The organism is Sphingomonas sp. J315 (assembly GCF_024666595.1).
GTDB lineage: Bacteria > Pseudomonadota > Alphaproteobacteria > Sphingomonadales > Sphingomonadaceae > Sphingomonas.
In genome coordinates, this window is sequence record NZ_CP088296.1 from 958,452 (window position 1) to 974,674 (window position 16,223).

At 65.3% G+C, this 16,223-nt stretch carries 18 protein-coding genes and 1 pseudogene; 14 read left to right on the plus strand and 5 right to left on the minus strand.

Annotated features, from left to right (window positions below; genetic code table 11):
• Nucleotides 1-36 precede the first annotated feature (36 nt).
• The 3 genes from LRS08_RS05110 (at nucleotide 37) to LRS08_RS05120 (ending at nucleotide 3,179) form a co-directional block, all read left to right on the plus strand.
• The gene (locus tag LRS08_RS05110) at nucleotides 37-1,230 is read left to right on the plus strand and encodes a PepSY-associated TM helix domain-containing protein (protein ID WP_260481402.1); all 1,194 of its coding nucleotides are present in this window, start codon (nucleotides 37-39) and stop codon (nucleotides 1,228-1,230) included.
• Nucleotides 1,231-1,259: 29 nt separating this feature from the next.
• Entirely contained in the window at nucleotides 1,260-2,441 is a 1,182-nt protein-coding gene (locus tag LRS08_RS05115; RefSeq protein WP_257844654.1) for a carbohydrate porin, read from the plus strand.
• Between the two features lie 84 nt (nucleotides 2,442-2,525).
• Nucleotides 2,526-3,179: a response regulator transcription factor gene (locus LRS08_RS05120; RefSeq protein WP_257844653.1), complete on the plus strand. Its 654-nt coding sequence runs from the start codon at nucleotides 2,526-2,528 to the stop codon at nucleotides 3,177-3,179.
• A gap of 88 nt (nucleotides 3,180-3,267) precedes the next feature.
• Here the strand turns inward: LRS08_RS05120 and LRS08_RS05125 are convergent, their stop codons facing one another.
• From LRS08_RS05125 to LRS08_RS05145, 5 genes are all read right to left on the minus strand, one after another.
• Nucleotides 3,268-4,359: a hypothetical protein gene (locus tag LRS08_RS05125; protein ID WP_257844652.1), complete on the minus strand. Its 1,092-nt coding sequence runs from the start codon at nucleotides 4,357-4,359 to the stop codon at nucleotides 3,268-3,270.
• Nucleotides 4,360-4,387: 28 nt separating this feature from the next.
• On the minus strand, nucleotides 4,388-4,603 hold the full coding sequence (locus tag LRS08_RS05130; RefSeq protein WP_257844651.1) for a hypothetical protein: 216 nt from the start codon (nucleotides 4,601-4,603) through the stop codon (nucleotides 4,388-4,390).
• Nucleotides 4,600-4,893, minus strand: coding sequence for a hypothetical protein (locus LRS08_RS05135; RefSeq protein WP_257844650.1), 294 nt, complete (start codon nucleotides 4,891-4,893; stop codon nucleotides 4,600-4,602). Before LRS08_RS05135 ends, LRS08_RS05130 begins: the two co-directional genes overlap by 4 nt.
• A gap of 25 nt (nucleotides 4,894-4,918) precedes the next feature.
• A complete protein-coding gene (locus LRS08_RS05140; protein ID WP_260481403.1) occupies nucleotides 4,919-6,565 on the minus strand; it encodes a tetratricopeptide repeat protein in 1,647 nt (548 codons plus the stop codon).
• A 287-nt stretch (nucleotides 6,566-6,852) separates the two neighbouring features.
• Nucleotides 6,853-7,761: an Ig-like domain-containing protein gene (locus LRS08_RS05145; RefSeq protein ID WP_257844648.1), complete on the minus strand. Its 909-nt coding sequence runs from the start codon at nucleotides 7,759-7,761 to the stop codon at nucleotides 6,853-6,855.
• A gap of 133 nt (nucleotides 7,762-7,894) precedes the next feature.
• On the opposite strand from LRS08_RS05145, the gene LRS08_RS05150 reads away from it, so the two are divergent.
• The 11 genes and pseudogenes from LRS08_RS05150 to LRS08_RS05190 all read left to right on the plus strand — a co-directional run bounded on the left by LRS08_RS05150 (nucleotide 7,895) and on the right by LRS08_RS05190 (nucleotide 16,167).
• Nucleotides 7,895-9,259, plus strand: coding sequence for a sensor histidine kinase KdpD (locus LRS08_RS05150; RefSeq protein ID WP_257844647.1), 1,365 nt, complete (start codon nucleotides 7,895-7,897; stop codon nucleotides 9,257-9,259).
• 410 nt (nucleotides 9,260-9,669) lie between these two features.
• On the plus strand, nucleotides 9,670-10,071 hold the full coding sequence (locus tag LRS08_RS05155) for an OB-fold domain-containing protein (RefSeq protein WP_260481404.1): 402 nt from the start codon (nucleotides 9,670-9,672) through the stop codon (nucleotides 10,069-10,071).
• A gap of 35 nt (nucleotides 10,072-10,106) precedes the next feature.
• Nucleotides 10,107-10,361, plus strand: a pseudogene (locus LRS08_RS20205) (lipid-transfer protein); the annotation flags it as partial.
• 268 nt (nucleotides 10,362-10,629) lie between these two features.
• On the plus strand, nucleotides 10,630-11,220 hold the full coding sequence (locus LRS08_RS05160) for a thiolase family protein (protein WP_260481405.1): 591 nt from the start codon (nucleotides 10,630-10,632) through the stop codon (nucleotides 11,218-11,220).
• Nucleotides 11,217-11,996 (plus strand): IclR family transcriptional regulator, encoded by a 780-nt coding sequence (locus tag LRS08_RS05165; RefSeq protein ID WP_257844645.1) that lies wholly within the window; start codon nucleotides 11,217-11,219, stop codon nucleotides 11,994-11,996. Before LRS08_RS05160 ends, LRS08_RS05165 begins: the two co-directional genes overlap by 4 nt.
• Nucleotides 11,993-12,196, plus strand: a complete 204-nt coding sequence (locus LRS08_RS20210) for a CoA transferase (RefSeq protein WP_409456276.1) — start codon at nucleotides 11,993-11,995, stop codon at nucleotides 12,194-12,196. The genes LRS08_RS05165 and LRS08_RS20210 overlap by 4 nt, the downstream gene beginning before the upstream one ends.
• Nucleotides 12,126-13,208, plus strand: a complete 1,083-nt coding sequence (locus tag LRS08_RS05170) for a CaiB/BaiF CoA transferase family protein (protein ID WP_409456292.1) — start codon at nucleotides 12,126-12,128, stop codon at nucleotides 13,206-13,208. Before LRS08_RS20210 ends, LRS08_RS05170 begins: the two co-directional genes overlap by 71 nt.
• Nucleotides 13,205-14,011: an alpha/beta fold hydrolase gene (locus LRS08_RS05175; RefSeq protein WP_257844643.1), complete on the plus strand. Its 807-nt coding sequence runs from the start codon at nucleotides 13,205-13,207 to the stop codon at nucleotides 14,009-14,011. The genes LRS08_RS05170 and LRS08_RS05175 overlap by 4 nt, the downstream gene beginning before the upstream one ends.
• Nucleotides 13,998-14,807 carry an alpha/beta fold hydrolase gene (locus tag LRS08_RS05180; protein WP_257844642.1) on the plus strand — a complete coding sequence of 270 codons (810 nt, stop codon included), beginning with the start codon at nucleotides 13,998-14,000 and terminating at the stop codon, nucleotides 14,805-14,807. Before LRS08_RS05175 ends, LRS08_RS05180 begins: the two co-directional genes overlap by 14 nt.
• Nucleotides 14,804-15,580: an SDR family NAD(P)-dependent oxidoreductase gene (locus LRS08_RS05185; protein WP_257844641.1), complete on the plus strand. Its 777-nt coding sequence runs from the start codon at nucleotides 14,804-14,806 to the stop codon at nucleotides 15,578-15,580. Before LRS08_RS05180 ends, LRS08_RS05185 begins: the two co-directional genes overlap by 4 nt.
• A 38-nt stretch (nucleotides 15,581-15,618) precedes the next feature.
• Nucleotides 15,619-16,167, plus strand: a complete 549-nt coding sequence (locus LRS08_RS05190) for a 3-dehydroquinate dehydratase (protein ID WP_257844640.1) — start codon at nucleotides 15,619-15,621, stop codon at nucleotides 16,165-16,167.
• Nucleotides 16,168-16,223: the final 56 nt, after the last annotated feature.

Genomic DNA, 16,223 nt, shown 5'->3' on the forward strand with positions numbered 1-16,223 from the left:
TCCAGTGTTTGATCGGCAATTAGCCGCTTCTTCACGATGCCGCAGGGGCCAAGACCCGACAGGCTGCGGGACCGTTGGAGGTCGCGTATTGGTCCCCGACACTTCCAGAAAGTGGAGGTTTGGCGGTCCACCTCCTTCGGCCAGACAGGGTCGCATGACCGTTTCGACTCCTGCGCCGCCGCACCGTCGGCCGATCCTCACGCTGCACCGCTGGCTCAGCCTGGGTGCGGCGGTGTTCTGGCTGCTGCAGGCGCTGACCGGCGTGCTGATCGTCTTTCACTGGGAGATCACCGACGCGGGCATATCGTCCATCCACCGCCCGACCGACCTTGCCGCGATCGAGCGGCGGATCGACGCGCTGGTGCCGGAGGGGGCAAGGCTGCGTCGATCTGGACCGCTGCGGGGGCACCGGATCGGTACAATGTCTATGTCGTGGATGCTGAGGGGACCAGCGCCTCGACGCGCATCGCCGGCGACGGCACCGTCCTGCATGCGCCAAAGCCCGATGAGGAGAGCCTGATGGGCTTTCTGGTCGGATTTCACCACGACCTGTTGGGCGAATGGGGCGGCTGGCTGGTGTCGATCAGCGGCGTGCTGCTGTGTACCAACCTGATCCTTGGAATCGCCGCCGCCTGGCCGAAGCGTGGAACGTGGGGGCGCGCATTGCGACCCGCGACGCGCGGACCGGCAGCCGCGCGGCTGTATAGCTGGCACCGTGCGCTGGGGCTGTGGGTCGGCATCCCGGCGCTCGTCATCGCCGCGACCGGAACGATGCTCAAGTTCGAGGACGGCGTCGGCGATCTGGTCGGTGCAAAGCCCGTCGCGATGCCCACAGTCACGCCGACAGGTGCACCGATCGGCTTTGCCGCCGCGGCGCGCGCGGGTCTTGCCGCGCTGCCGGGCAGCACGCTGACACAGGTCGTCTGGCCGAAGCCCGACGATGCCACATACCGCGTGCGGTTGCGTGCTCCGGGCGAACTCCGCCGGGCGTATGGAGGGAGCTACGTGCTCGTCGATGCGAACAACGGGCAGGTGCGCGGCATCTTCCCGATCGGCGAGGCGAGCGCGGCGAACCAGTTCATGAGCGCGCTGTTCGCGATCCACACCGGCGAAGCCGGCGGGACGGTGGGACGCATCCTGTCGATCGCGATCGGCCTGTGGCTGATCACGATGATCGTCGCGGGCGTGCTGCTCTGGCTCAAGCGCCGCAAGCCGCGCCGCGCGACCTGAACCCCCGATCTTGTACCAAGGCGATGTCCATGCTGCTTCCCCTCCTTGCCCTGACTGCGCTCGACGCCCCGCGTGACGAAAGCGAGGGGCAGACGCACACCCATCGCGAACTCCCCGCGAAGGAAGGCGACAACAAGCCGTGGAATTTTGAGCTGGTCTATACCGCCGAACTGATGGGCAATGTCGCAGGCGGGGTCGAGCGGGGCGCGCGCTACCTCGACAATCTCGACATCGTGTTCGACGCCGATCTCGAGCGGATGGTCGGCTGGACTGGCGCGCAAATGTGGCTCTACGGCCTCTACAATAACGGCAATTCGATCAGCGATCTGGTCGGCGACGCGCAGGCGGTGAGCAACATCGAAACCGGCACGCGCGCGATCCGGCTGTACGAAGCGTGGATCGACCAGAAATTCGGCGACAGCGTTTCGCTCCGTGTCGGCCTGTACGACCTCAATTCGGAATTCGATGCGCTCGATGCATCGGGGCTGTTCGTGAGCAGCCCGCACGGCATCGGCACCGATTTCGCCCAGAGCGGACAGAATGGGCCGTCGATCTTCCCATCGACCTCGCTCGCCGCGCGCGTCGTCTTTGCGCCGGCGGAGGGGTGGACTGTCCGCGCGGCGATACTCGACGGCGTTCCCGGCGATCCCGCGCGGCCCCGACGGACCGCAGTGAAGCTGGGTCGTGGCGATGGTGCGCTGCTGGTCGGCGAGGTCGAGGCACCGCTCGCCGGGGGCAAGCTGCTGCTCGGCCATTGGCGTTATACGGCTGCGTTCGAACGTAGCGACGGGACCGGGGCGGAGACCGGAAATTCGGGAAGCTATATCCGCGCACAGCTGCCGCTTGCGCGGCGCGACGACGGGACGCTGGACGGCTTCATCCGTGCCGGTGTCGCAAGCAGTCGCTTCAACATGTTCGACCGTTTCCTGAGCGGCGGGCTCAGCTTTGCCGGCTGGGTCAAGGGCCGCGAGGCGGACTCGTTCGGCATCGCCATCGCCGCCGCCTTCACCGCCGATTCCCATCGCGCAACGAACGGGACTGCGGCATCGGAAGTGGCGCTTGAACTGACCTATCGCGCAGAGGTCACGCCCTGGCTCGCGATCCAGCCAAGCGCCCATTATGTCCGTCGTCCCTCTGCCGATCCCGGCGTGGCCGACGCGCTGGTGCTGGGCGTGCGAACCGAGTGGAGCCTACACACGCTGCTCGATTAGGTGCGCTCAGCTGGCCGCCTCCTGTCGGGGCTGAATCGCTTGTCATCACTTGCATGTTCGTTACGGTGCCGAAGGGGGCGTCCGATGACGACACTGGTTTGCGACGATCATCCGCTGGTGCGCTCGGCGTTGGCAATGACGCTAGCCGAGCTTGTTGACGCACCGGTGCTGACCGCGGCCAATTTCGCCGATGCCTGGGTACTCGCGGAGTCGTGTCGCGACTTGTCGCTGTGCGTCGTCGACCTGCACATGCCCGGCACCGGCGCGAGCGAGGGTTTGCGCGGGCTGAAGATGCGGGCACCGGCAGCGCGGATCGTGGTGATTACCGGCTCCCAATCCGACGAGGATCTGTTGACGGCGCTGTCGATCGGGGTCGACGGCTTCGTCCCCAAGACGGTGGAGCCCGGCGTGGTGGAAGCGGCACTGCGGCTGGTATTGGCCGGCGGGCGGTATTTGCCCGATCGGGTGGCCGCGCTGGCGACGGGCGACGCGCCGCCGGCATGCGAGGCCGATATGCCGCCTCCCGCCACCAACATGCCGAGCTTCGAGCGACTCAGTCAGCGGCACGTTGACGTGCTGGATCAACTGGCACGGGGTCGCTCGAACAAGGAAATTGCCCGTCTCCTCGGCCTGTCGCCGGCCACGATCAAGTCGCATCTGGCGCATATCTTTGCGGTACTGGGCGCGGCCAACCGCACCGAGGCGGTGGCACGCGCCCGGGATCGCGGGCTGGTGTGACCTAGGGTCTGAAGTCGACCCAGTTCTAGTCGAGTTCAGATCCCAATCTGCCCCGGCTTGGGCACATCCAAGCCGGGGCAAGAGGGGCTTAGTTCGGTGCCCGCACGATAAGGGTCAGCGGATTACCACCGCTGGTCAGCGGGCTGATGGTGTAACTCCGCTCCCCGCGAAAGCTGTCGACCATCGCCGGCAACAGCGTCAGACGGAAGAAATCACGGTCGATGGGAAGAACGGTCGGTCCTCCCAACAATGCATAAGTTCCATATGTGGGCGGGACATAACTCGCAGCGCGCTTGCGGTCGCGCTCGCCGATGCTGCCGTCATGGTCGATATGCAGTGCCGCCGATGTCACATCGGCCTCGATATAGAGTGGCCGCAGCAGGCACTCCCGCACACCGGCACCGCTTCGGTTGCGCGGCAGCGTCACGGTCATGGAGCGGCTCGCAAAATTGATGTCGCCGCCGATCTGACGGATGCAACTACCCATTGCGTCGGGCAGGTTCACGCCGCCGCCCGGCGTTATAGCGGTGCTGCCGCTCGGCCCGGTCACAATGACGCCGCTCCCGGTGCCGCTGCCGCACCCCGAGCCCGGCGGGCAATTGCCACTGACGATGGTCACCGGATTGCGACCGGGCAGCGGCGTCGGTGTCGGGCCAGATGTCGGCGCGGGTGCCGGCGTGCTGACCGTGGGTCGCCCCGTATTGGTGCGGCTGGACCAGTTGAGCGCGCTCAACGTCGGGCGGACGATATCCACTGTGATCCGCTCGCTGCCGACGACAAAGGTACGGCGACCGGTGGCGTCACGCGGGAGATTGACCGTCAGGATGACGGACCCGATCGCACCGCAGCCACGCCCGTTATTCGCAAAACCGCTATATTTGTGGTACAGCTGCACGCTGCCCGACCCGCCCTCGATCCCGGCCGACGGACTCATGTCGATCAGGTGGCCAAACACCTCGATCCGGTCCTGAAAGCCGGCGGGCAATCGCAGCACGGTTCCCTGGCTGCGGCGCAGGGCGGCTTCGCGGTCGTGCGTTTGTCGGCAGCGATCCGGATTCTGGAACTGGCTGCCGAGATGCTCGTAACGCTTGATCGATTCCCACTCGGCTTTGGCCGGCGCGGAGCTCAATGTCGCAATGCCGGCGGCACCCAGGCACAGTGCAAGTTTGATCGGGGTCATGGCGTTTCTCCTGAATGTCTTGGGGGCTTCAGAACATCGGCGATGCGGTGATGCGGCGCAGCACCTTCAGTGATTGCGGGACCATCTGGCTCGGCGGGTGCTGAGCCTGGATCCCGCAGCGATCGATCTTCCCTTCGGCGTCGATCAACAGTGTCTTTCCGCTCGGGCAAGGCGAGGTAGTTTCGCCGAACATGATCGTATTGCTGACGCCATCGGTGGTCCGGCGGACCGAACCGTCGGTCATGACGACAGTAGTACCGCCGCTACCGCTTGCGGCAACGCAGCGGTCGCGCCCGGCGTGCGCCAGCACGCCCTGGCCCGGGGGCATTGGATGGGACCGTCGATCCGTCGGCGCACGCAGCGCACGACATAGCGTGGCTCGCTCGCGACGACATTGCCGGGGATTGTCGTGCGCGGCCGGGGGTCGAGCGCCAGTTGCAGCTCGGCATCGGTTGCGCAGCCGTGAAAGCCGCTCCCCACTTCCGGGTCGCCGCTCTGCGCGGCCATGGCGATGGCAAGGATCAGGCTCAGCATCGTTCAGTCTCCCTCTCGAAATCGGTCAAGGCACCAGCAAGTTGCCAAGCATCTCGGCGCTAACCCGGCCTGGATTGGGCCAGGACAGGGGGGAATCGCCCGGTGCCATCCGGGTGAACATGCGCATTGATTTCAGTCGTCCGGCGGCATCGACGCCGTTGGAGGACGGATCGACGATCTGCGTCCACAGTTCGGCCAGCCGTTCCACCGCCTCCGCCCGCGCCCAGGCGCGACCGGGCAGCGCCGCCGGGCGCGATGGCGTCACGAGGATCAGGACGGCGTCGCGCCGCGATTGTCTGGCACGCTCATTGAACAGCGACCCGATGAGCGGCACCTCGCCCAGCACCGGCGTCTTGGAGAATGTGGCGTCGTCGACGCTTTCCGACAGCCCCGACAGGACCAGCGTTTCCCCAAAGCGCAGTTCGGCTGTCGCGGCGACCCGCTGGCGAAAGGTGGTCAGCGCTTCATTGAAATTGCCGGCCGGATCGGCGGTCAGGAACGAGCGCCCCGTTTCGATCTTCACCCGTGTGCCGTCGGGGGTGATCGCGACCGGCGTCACCTTTAGCTCGATACCGATGTCGATGGTTTCGAGCTGGCCCGCGTTGATGCCGCTGACTGCGACCTTGAGCGTGCGGCCGACGAAGAATTCGCTGGTCTCCCCCGAATAGGCGGTCAGCGTCGGACGCGCGACGACCTGGTAATTCTGCCCGCCCCGATTGAACAGGTTGAGGTTGTAGGTCAGCTGCGGAATGCCGATCGCCTCGGTGATGACGCGATCGAGCGTGTTGGTGCTGCCAGCATCGCTGCGGGCGATCCGTCGGCTATCGGCGCGATTATACCCATATTGGAGGCTGAGGCCGTCCAGCAGGTTGATGCCGATGCGCTCGCGCGACGTGTTCTGCGCCAGGACGATGGCGACATCGACCGAAATCTGGCTGGGCGCGACGGGCGCGGTGGTGGCTCCGGCACCCGCGCCGACACCGTCCACCGGAGCGGTCTGCGCCAGCTGTGCGACGCGCGGCGCGAGAGCGCGGGCACCTGCGGGATCGAGGATGGCGACGGCATCGACCAGCGCATTGCCGCGCACGGCATTGCCCGACCCGGCTTCCGCCATCGCCGCAAGCTTCAGCGCCTCGGCACGTTCCGGCGCAGTGGCAAAGCGCTCGGCCGCGCGACTCGCCGCAACGGCGGCCAGCACGGCGTCACCGTTCATGTACGCCGCCTGCGCCAGCGCCATCAATCCGCGGGGATCGTCGGGCTGGGCGAGTACCGCCTGGCCAAAGCGGCGGGTTGCCTCGTCAAAGCGCCCCCGGTCATAGGCTGCGCGGCCAGCCAGCGCGGCGGCCCAGAAGTTGCCGGGCTGCGCCTTCAGCGCAAGGTCATAGCCTGCCAGCGCCAGTTCGATCGCCTCGGGGTCGCTGGCACCGGCCTTGTGGTAGGCGAGGCCAAGCAGCGTCTGGAGTTCCGAATCGCGCGGGGATCGCGCGGTGGCTTCGGACAAGACCGCGATGGCAGCGCGGTGATCGCCGACGTTGAGCGCCGCCAGCCCCTGCGCCTTCAGCGCCGCACTGTCCGCCGGCAAGGCGGGCGCTGCCTGACTCGACGCGCTCTCGACGCCACCCGGAAGCCCGCCGCACGCGCACAGCAGCATCGCTGACGCGACCCCAGTCATCAGCTTGGCAAATCGGCGCATCATCTTCCCCCAGGCAAAGATCGTTTCGGCCCCGCGCATCGATCCGATAGGTCGCTTCGGCGCGGGCGCACTGCGTCGGCAGAAAGCCCATGGCGCGTGGGCGGCCCTGTGCGTTTCTCGGCGCAGCACAAACATCGCGCCCCGTCCGCACCATCAGCACATCGTGGCTGGCCACGGTGCAAACCGGGAGGACGATGGCGGGCTGAGCCGCAGTGCGGATCATCATCAGCAGCATGAGCATCAGCATCCGGGCTCTCCTGCGCGCACTAGGTGCAGATGCGGGGTGCCGGCAGCGCCCCGATATTGCCGCCCGCGGTCAGGGTGAACCGGGCGATGTCGCCTGCATTGGGCGCACGGGTGGCGCGCGAGCAGCAGAAGCGTTCCTCACCGACTGGCACAAAGGCATCGCGTGGCGCGCAATAATCGCCATGTACGACGCGCCCGGTGTTGTTGCGCGCGGCGAAATCGACTCGGCGTTTCCAGGTGTAGGGGCCATTCAATCGGGCGAAGGCGAGGTTGAATTCCGCCGTGCAGATCTGCGGTCGTCCAGCGATGCCCTGGGCGGTGATGACCTCCCATGGTTTGTCGTCGCAAACCCCGCCCTCGGGATTGGCGAAGCAGCATTCGTCATGCTCCCAGCTGCCCCGGTTGATCTTGCAGCTGCCGTCGTCACAGGTGCCCAGTTCCGTCCCCTCGTCACTGCAATTGGCTCCGGCGGCACCGAAGCAGCGCTTGCCGAGGTTGAGGACGATGGGCGCTGGCGGGACGGGTCGAACCGGCACAGCCCCCGGCGCGATTGGCGGGATGATCTGGCCCGGCGTCGCCACGACATGGCTGGTCTGCGGGCAGCGCGGACCACCCGTGGCCAGCCGCAGCGTCACCGTCAGGGTCGGCGTCACAACCGAAGCGCCACTGGTCGCGTTGTGGCTGGTATAGGAAATGGGCGGCGTCGCCGGGCTGCCCTGGCCAATACGTGGCGGCGGCGCGGCCGCGACCGCAAATGTCGCCCGCCCATTCGCGTCGGTCCGCCCGCTGCCCAGGTCGCCCCGTGCTGTGGCGCTGGATCCGGCGCAGACCACTGCATTCGGAACCGGTCGTCCGGCGCTGTCGAGCACGCTTACGGTCACCGTGCGGCTGGCCTGCGCCAGCCCCGCGCCATGCGGAAGGAGCAGCATGGCGCCGGTTCCTGCCAAAGCTACAATCGCGATCGTTCGCAGCATCGCCCGTCTCCCCGCAGCGCCCTTCGGCCCCGTGGTGAAACACTGTCCCATCGCCCGGCACCGCGCATCGCCCGGATGGGCTAGCCAGATGGCTAGCCCTCTTGCACAGGCGGGCGATTGGGCGTTCAACCGGGAAATGCAGCCCGGTGCCGTCTCTGACCGCGTCACGATCCGCGCGACTGAATCGCGGATCGAGTTTTTTCTGGCCGGTGCCTTCTCGCTGCTGGTCGGCGGCACGCTGGCCTATGTCCACCTGCTGTTTGCGCCGATTGCGCCTCCGGGTCCGCTTTGGGGGTGGACGATCTTTACCGCATTGGTGGTCGCATCGATGATCGGCCTGCCGCTGTCGGTCTATCTGCTGAAGCCCGATGACGCGACGGTGGTGCGAGTGTTTGCGCCACTTGGCAAAGTGGTTGCCGTGCTGTTCGACTTGGCGGTCGCTTCCAGCGTCTGGGCGTTGCTGCCCTATGCCTCGGAAGCGCTGCAATTGCTGATGGTCGTGTTCTACGCCGCGACGATTTCAGGGCAGGTGATTTCCACGGCCGAAGCGATCGAAAATATCGTCTTCGGCGTCGTGTCGATCTTCGGCTCGGCGGCGGTCTTCTTCCTGATCAATCCCGGCCCCTATTCCGTGCCGCTCGCCTTGTTTCTGGTCGCGTTCGGGGCGCTGATGATCGGCGTGGCGGTGGTGCTGAAGGTCGCGATCCGGTCGACCATCGAGGCGCGGCTGCGGGCGGAGCGGGTGTCGGACGAGCTCGCCGCCGCGCTGACCGAGGTGACCGAGGCGCGCACCAGCAAGACCCGCTTCATCGCAGCTGCGACCCACGATCTGCGCCAGCCGCTTCAGGCGGCTGCCCTGTTCTTCAACCGCGTCGCCGTCGGCAAGGGCCGCGATCGGCAGGATGCAGTGGCCAAGGCGCGGCTGGCGTTCGACGAGGCAGCGCATTTGCTTGACCGACTGCTCGATCATTTGCGGCTCGACAGCGGTATCATCCAGCCGACGATCGAGCGGCTGGACCTGGCTGAGCTCCTGAAGCGCATCTGCACCGAAACCGCACCGGTCTGCGGGGCAAGCGACTTTGACCTGCGCTGCATTCCTGGCCGACGCCATGCGACGGGTGATCCTCATCTGGTGCTGCGCGCGCTTCGCAACCTCATCCACAACGCGGTGCGGCATTCGCGAGGCACGCGGGTGCTGATCGGTACACGGCGGGTGGGAAAATTTGTGCGAGTCTATGTCCTCGATAACGGGCGGGGGATATCCAGCGATCAGGCGGGGCGGATGTTCATCGAATTTGCCGGCTACGGCGACGGGCCAGCAACTGGTAGAGGCGTTGGCCTTGGCCTCCCGTCTTCCCGCCGGATGGCGCAATTGATCGGCGGAACGGTCGCACATGATCCACGCTGGCGGCGCGGTGCGGCGCTGTATCTGGAATTGCCCGGCCCGGGCTGATCTTGAGACCAGCATTCAGGTCACGCCATGCGCAGGCGGGACTGGACGCCCAGTGTCGAGGAGACATCACGACGGGCTCGTCGCCACGACGCCAGGAGCGGCGTTTGCGGGTAGCCCACACGGGGCCAGTGCCTGTGGCAACACAGTGAGCGACTGTGCTGGAAACGCTCACGCGGATGGAGGGCCCGAAGCAATGGAACAGGGCGTGCGCCATGGCCGTCTTCTCCTGAGCCTTCATCTGCTGCCTGGGCTGAGCAAGGGACCGCGCGGATGCCGGTGGGCCATCGCGCATCGATTCCGTATGACAACCAAATTCGGAATCCACAGCAATCTTCAGGGTTGAACTAGCGTGACGGCGCTGCTAATCGTTTCTTCTGACGGAAAGCAATTCCGTTCATTGGAATAACGACATGAGTTTCAGCCAACATCCCCCTGGTGAGACCGTACCCATCGAGGGATATCCGGTTTCGGATTTGGATGTTACCGCCCTGCCCGCCTTTGTCGTGCTCAATGGTGCGACATTTTTGCGCTGCTCCCTGACAGCTGAAGGTCAGCGCAGTTTCCCCCACAGGCCGGGCGAAAAGTGCATCGAAGTCGGGCCGGAAGGCGTGCTTTACAGCTTCTCGACGGTACACGTGTCTTCGTCGCAGCCCGCACCTTACACGATCGGCTATGTAGATTTTCCCGGAGATGTCCGCGTACTGGCCAAGATCCGAGGCCCCGATCACGCATTGCGCTGTGACGGTGTCGTTCGCCTCGCCAGTGAAAACTCCGAATGGTTTGTTGAGCCTGTCGCGGGACAAAGCGAGTGAGCCGCGCCTTCATTGTGAGCGGTGCGATGATCCCGATGGGGAAGCATCGCGATTCAAGCTACAGCGGATTGGCGGTCCCGCCGGTCCGCAAGGCAATTCGCGACGCCGGGCTTGAGCCGAGCGAAATCGAAGCCGTGTATTGCGGTCATGCCTTTGGCGGAATGCTGACCGGCCAACGTATTGTCAAAGAGGTAGGGATCGGAGGCGTTCCGGTCATCAACGTCGACAACGCATGCTCGGGCGGGGCCAGCGCGCTGCACCTCGCCTGGAAGAGCGTGTGCAGCGGGGAACATGTCGCGGCACTGGTCATCGGAGTCGACAAGCTGACCCAGTTCGGTGGCGGCACTTTGCCGCTCGTCGCGGAAGATATCGAGGTACGCAACGGCATGGTGATGCCTGCCCTATATGCGATGCGGGCGCGGCGATACTTGCACGAGCGAGGCGAGCCGGTCGAATTGCTGGCCCAGGTCAGCGTAAAGGCCCGGCGGCATGGCGCGATGAATCCGTTCGCACAGTTGCAAAAAGCTGACCAGTGTCGAAGAGGTCCTCGCTTCCCGGATGATTTCCGACCCACTGACGCTGCTGCAATGCTGTCCGACCGGCGACGGCGCGGCTGCCGTCATCGTGGTGAACGACAAGCTCCGCAAGCGACTGGCCCTGCCGACGGTGGAGATTTGCGGGTCGGTGCTGCACTCCGGGACGCCCACATCCGGCTTTCGCAACATGCTGCGGCCCGAGATTACCCGGCACTCCGCGCGGGAAGCATTCGAGCAAGCGGGAATTGGGCCGCAGGATGTGGATGTCGTCGAACTTCACGACGCATTCTCCATCGCGGAACTTGTCTACTACGAGGCATTGGGGCTGTGCGAAGATGGGGAATCCGCATCCTTTCTTGCCTCGGGCCACAGTACGTTCGGCGGGAGCGTCGTCGTCAATCCGAGCGGCGGCCTGCTGTCCAAGGGACATCCGGTTGGCTGCAGCGGTGTCGCACAGATTGTCGAACTATATTGGCAGCTGACGGGCCAGGCGGGCAGACGCCAGGTACCCGATGCACGCATCGGCATGACGCACGTCACCGGCGGAGGCATAGCTCAACTGGATCATGGCGCATGCGCCATCCACATCTTGAAGGTGCTGGACGAAATATGACGGACGGGAATGACGAAGGGCCGGGCACAAGCATCATCAGCCGCGCGCTCTACCTGTTGGCACATCTGGCTGACGCGCCGGGACCGGTGACGGTCAAGCAGGTCAGCGCCGATCTCAAGGTGCCTCCGTCTACCGCGCACCGGCTGCTCAATGCGCTGGTCGCGGAAGGGTTCGTCGTCGCGTCGGGCAGCGGCATCTATCGCATCGGGCCGCGCTTCTACCGGATCTCGGCACGGGTGATCCAGGGCATGTCCCAGGTGACAATCGCGCAGCCCATCGTCGACGCATTGGCAGCCAAGTACAATGAGACCGTTCTTCTCGGGCGGCATGTCGCCGCTGACCGGACGATGCACTTCGTGTACCGTGCCGACGGCAGCCAAATGCTGACCTACCAGATCAATCTTCACCGGCCGCTGTCTTTGTACTGGGGTGCGTCGGGCAAGGCGATCCTCGCGTTCCTGCCAGACAATGAAATCGAACAAACCCTGCTTCGCGAAGCAACCGCGTCAGCGTCGGGAGAAAAGCCCCCGTCTATGCGTGCGAGAATGGCAGAACTGCGCGAAGTGCGCGAGCGGGGATATGCGATCAGCGAAGGGCAAAAACTCCCGGGCGCGCGAGGCGTCGCCGCTCCGATCTTCGACTCAAAGGGCGTTTTCGGCTGCCTTTGCATGACCTCCCCGCAGGAGCGGATGCCCAGCGCCAGTATCGATGCAATTGTGAAGGATATCGTGGAAAGGAGCGACGAGATTTCGCGGTTCCTCGGGGCAGCCAGATGAGCTCGCCTGGCCAGCCGCTGCACGGTGTACGTGTACTGGACCTCACCACATTTCTGTCCGGACCCTTTTGTACGCAAATTCTTGCGGACCTGGGTGCCGAGGTGATCAAGGTCGAGCCGCCTGGCGGCGATTCGAGCCGGCACATTCCCCCCGCATTTCCTGGACGGGCAGAGTCTGTATTTCCTCGGCATCAACCGTAACAAGCGCAGCGTCTCGATTGACCTGAAGACTGATCGCGGACGGGAGCTGCTGCTGGAACTGATCGCCAAGGCAGATGTTGTCGTGGAGAATTTCCGGCCCGGCGTCGCGCGCAAGATCGGGCTGGACATTGAGCAGATCGCTGCCAGCCATCCGCGGCTGATCTGGGCGTCGATCAGCGGTTTCGGGCAGACCGGACCGGACAGCACAAAGCCCGCCTATGACATGATCGTGCAGGCGCTGTCGGGCGTGATGAGCATAACCGGGGAGGTTGACCGGCCAGCCGTCCGGCTCGGCATCCCGGCGGGGGACACGGTTGCGGGCCTCTATGCCTGCATCGCCATTTGCGCGGCGCTGCATCGTCGCAATTCAACCGACCGTGCCGACATCATCGACGTCGCGATGCTCGATTGCCAGCTCGCGATGCTTTCCTACCAGGGTACCTATTCGCTCGTCGCGGGGACCGAACCGGGGCCTCAGGGCGCGCGGCACGATTCGATCCCCACCTATCGGTCGTTCAAGGCGCGGGATGGCCGTGAACTGGTCGTGACGGCGAATACTGAAAAGATGTGGCGGGGGCTGTGCAATTCCCTCGGCCTGGCGGAGCTGGCGAACGATGCGCGCTTTGCGACCGCATCCGACCGGCTGACCAATCGCGTGCAACTGTGGCGGTTGCTGGAGGGCGCCTTTCTTGAGAAAGACGCGGCCGAACATGTCGAGAGCCTGCAGGCCAACGACGTCCCTGCCGCACTGATCAAGCGCGTCCCGGAGGCGCTGGACGACGCGCGCGTCGCGGGTCGCGACATGATCGTCGGGATGCAGGCCCCCGGGGGCAGACGCATCGAGGTGGTGGGCAATCCCATCAAATTCGCCGGTGGCCCGGACCCGGACCCGACCTATCCGCCTGCCCTTGGTCAGGACAATGCCTCTGTCCTGTCGGCATGGCTGGGCATGCCCCGGTCAGCCGCAGACGAATTGCTAGCCGATGGCGTGCTGGGGAAGGGCTCGGCATGAGCGGAGGAGCGCAACCAAAGATCCCGGTGGTTGCGTTCCACGCATTGGGTATCGACCGCCATTCGTTCGAGCCACTTAGGGGGAGCCTGACGGACGACCGGCAACTGGTTGCGGTCGATCTTCTCGGCCATGGAAGCATGCGCGACCATGCTAGCGATCGCCTGGAGGATCATGTCACCCACGCAGCCGCGCATATCCGGCAGGTGGCGGACGGCCCGGTACATGTGTTGGGACACTCGTTCGGCGGCGTGGTCGCGGCGCTGGCGTGTCAGCGGGTTCGCAGGGATGGCCATGGTATCGCGTCGCTGGCACTTCTTGCGACGCCATCGGCGGGTGGAAAGCTCTACGCCGATCGCGCCGATGCGACGCGCCTCAACGGTATCGAAAAGTTCAGGGAAACGACCCTCGCGCGCTGGTTCGGCGTTGCGCCACCGCCGCAATGGCGGACGCATATCGACTATGCATCGCGCGCGCTGACGTCCCTGTCCGCGGACGCCATCGCATCGACCTGGCGGGCGCTCGCTGCATTCGGCGACTTCTCCGGCGGAGATTTTCCGCTGGCAACATTGTGCATCGCCGCTGCTGACGACCTGTCGACACCGCCCTCGGCGATGTCGGCGATCGTCGCTGCGATCAGTGGCCGCGCGACCGGGCCGGGCGTCATGCTCGAGACGCTGCCAGCGGGTGGGCACCTCTTCCCCCTGACAATGGCACCCGGCACCGCCCGCCTGCTCGAGGCGCATTGGGTCGCCGTTGAAGGTGCAAACCTCCTACGGGCCAGGGGCGTATATGAGCGGCGTTGAGGACCGCACGGTTCGTATCGGCGGGCGAAGCCTGGTGGTTCGCAGATCCGGCCTGCCCGAGGGACCGGCCGTGTTGCTCCTCCACGCTTTGGGGCTGGACCGGCGTGCGTTCGACCCGCTTCGCCATGTGCTTGGCGGGTCGCTGGACGTGATTTCCTATGACCATCGCGGCCATGGCAGCCGCGCAAGCGACGCAGGATTCACCCTCCAGACGCTGATCGATGATGCGCTCGACATGATCCGCTGGATCGACCGTCCGGTTCACCTGCTGGGCCATGCTCTTGGCGGGGTCGTCGCGACGCTTGCAGCGAAGTCCCTTCGCAGTGAAGTGCGAAGCCTCACCCTCGTCACGACCCCGCTCGAATCCATGCCGAGCTTTGCCGATCGGGCGCGACAGATCGAAGCGGGCGGTATGGCGGACACCGTCGAGCAATCGCTGAAACGGTGGTTCAGTGGCCTCCAGGACCTGCCTGACTACCGCAGCGCATTGGCCTATGGGCGAGAAGCGATCTCGGCGATTTCCGCCAATGGATATGCCGATGGCTGGCGATCGCTGGCGGGGTTCGGCCGCCTCCCGCTGGATTCCGCCGAACTGCCGCCAACGCTCTGCGTCGCTGCGGCCGACGATGTCTCGGTCCCGGCTTCGTCCTTCGATGGCCTGCTCCCCGGCGGCGCGACGGCGCGCAAGGACCTGAAACTCGAAGTGCTGCCGCGTGGCGGGCACATGTTGCCGTTGACCGGGCCGGAGCCGCTGGCGCGGCATCTCAAACAACATTGGAAGGTGCGCGAAGCATGAACGCCTCAGCCACAGCGCCGACCGGATCACTGCCTCGCGGCCTGCGCGTCGCAGTTACGGGCGGCAGCGCCGGGATCGGGCAGGCGATCTGCAATCTGCTGAATGCTCAGGGCGCGACGGTCTTCAATCTGGACCTGAAACAGGGATCAGCAGACGGTGCCGAAACCTATATCCAGACCGATCTGCGCTCGTCCGACAGCGTTCGGCAGGCGTTTGAGACGATCGGGCAAGCTGCGGCGGGACTCGATGCGTTGGTGAACAACGCCGGCATCGCGTTCGTCGGCGGTGTCGAGGACGGCAGCGACGAAGAATGGCTCGAGCTGCTCAACGTGAACCTCATGGGCTACCGGCGGGCCACGGTCTGCGCGTTACCGTTGCTGCGAACTTCGCCCTCCCCCGCAATCGTCAACATCTCTTCATGCTCGGCGACCTCCGGCATCACGGAACGGGCTGCCTATTCGGCATCCAAAGGTGCGATCCACAGCATGACGCTCAGCATCGCAGCCGACCTGGTGCACGAAGGCATCCGCGTGAACGGCGTCGTCCCCGGCACGGTCGAAACGCCCTTCATGCATGCGCTGATCGAGCGGGCGAGCGACCCGGCCGCGCAGCGTCGTGCGTATGAGCGGCGGCAACCCACTGCAAAGATGGTCGATCCGGTCGAGGTCGCTCACGCCGTTTCGTTCCTGATCAACCCTGCATGTGGCTCCGTCACCGGATCATTCGTCGTGGTGGATGGCGGGCTCGCCTCACTACGCACGTTGCGGAGTTAACCGACGAATTCAAAACGACAAAAAACGAGAGGACCAAGATGACAACCCAGCATCCGTTCACCCTGAACCGCACCGGTTCCCGACGCCACCGGATCGCCCTGATCGACGGGCCGAACATGTCCAGCCTGGGTGCCCGCAGCAAGCAGGTTTACGGGACGATACGGTCGCTGGACGACCTCAAGGCATTTGTGACCTCGGCGGGCGCGGACATCGGTGTGGAGGTCGAGACATTCTCCTCCAACCACATGGGCGAGATTCTTGAGTTTATCCACGGGTCGGCCAGTCGGGTCGATGGCTATATCATCAACCCGGCGGGCCTGACGACGATGGGCGAGGCAGTCCGGCACGCGCTCGAGGATACGACCAAGCCGGCCATTGAGGTGCATTTCGCAAACATCTCCGGCGCGCCGGGAACGCCGCGCGGTCTGGCCAGCGGCAAACTGATTTCGACCTTCACCCACACGGCGACCGGCCTGTGCATGGGGCTGCGCCAGTACAGCTACATCGCCGCGCTGGTGGGCCTGGTGATGGCGCTTGACGACAAGGGCTTTCTCGGGGGCGAACTCGCGGACGCAGAAACGGCCTGAGTCCTGCGCATGAGCAGTCCAATGCCGGCCCATAGCTCCGATCGAGGGCTTCGACC

Coding starts and splice junctions, on each gene's coding strand:
- LRS08_RS05145 (WP_257844648.1), bottom strand. CDS start 7,761: ATGCTGCTCCTTCCGCATGGCGCGGGGCTGGCGCAGGCCAGCCGCACG.
- LRS08_RS05185 (WP_257844641.1), top strand. CDS start 14,804: ATGAACGCCTCAGCCACAGCGCCGACCGGATCACTGCCTCGCGGCCTG.
- LRS08_RS05110 (WP_260481402.1), top strand. CDS start 37: ATGCCGCAGGGGCCAAGACCCGACAGGCTGCGGGACCGTTGGAGGTCG.
- LRS08_RS05190 (WP_257844640.1), top strand. CDS start 15,619: ATGACAACCCAGCATCCGTTCACCCTGAACCGCACCGGTTCCCGACGC.
- LRS08_RS20210 (WP_409456276.1), top strand. CDS start 11,993: ATGAGCTCGCCTGGCCAGCCGCTGCACGGTGTACGTGTACTGGACCTC.
- LRS08_RS05135 (WP_257844650.1), bottom strand. CDS start 4,893: ATGCTGAGCCTGATCCTTGCCATCGCCATGGCCGCGCAGAGCGGCGAC.
- LRS08_RS05160 (WP_260481405.1), top strand. CDS start 10,630: ATGATTTCCGACCCACTGACGCTGCTGCAATGCTGTCCGACCGGCGAC.
- LRS08_RS05180 (WP_257844642.1), top strand. CDS start 13,998: ATGAGCGGCGTTGAGGACCGCACGGTTCGTATCGGCGGGCGAAGCCTG.
- LRS08_RS05175 (WP_257844643.1), top strand. CDS start 13,205: ATGAGCGGAGGAGCGCAACCAAAGATCCCGGTGGTTGCGTTCCACGCA.
- LRS08_RS05155 (WP_260481404.1), top strand. CDS start 9,670: ATGAGTTTCAGCCAACATCCCCCTGGTGAGACCGTACCCATCGAGGGA.
- LRS08_RS05125 (WP_257844652.1), bottom strand. CDS start 4,359: ATGACCCCGATCAAACTTGCACTGTGCCTGGGTGCCGCCGGCATTGCG.
- LRS08_RS05130 (WP_257844651.1), bottom strand. CDS start 4,603: ATGACCGACGGTTCGGTCCGCCGGACCACCGATGGCGTCAGCAATACG.
- LRS08_RS05140 (WP_260481403.1), bottom strand. CDS start 6,565: ATGACTGGGGTCGCGTCAGCGATGCTGCTGTGCGCGTGCGGCGGGCTT.
- LRS08_RS05165 (WP_257844645.1), top strand. CDS start 11,217: ATGACGGACGGGAATGACGAAGGGCCGGGCACAAGCATCATCAGCCGC.
- LRS08_RS05115 (WP_257844654.1), top strand. CDS start 1,260: ATGCTGCTTCCCCTCCTTGCCCTGACTGCGCTCGACGCCCCGCGTGAC.
- LRS08_RS05150 (WP_257844647.1), top strand. CDS start 7,895: ATGGCTAGCCCTCTTGCACAGGCGGGCGATTGGGCGTTCAACCGGGAA.
- LRS08_RS05120 (WP_257844653.1), top strand. CDS start 2,526: ATGACGACACTGGTTTGCGACGATCATCCGCTGGTGCGCTCGGCGTTG.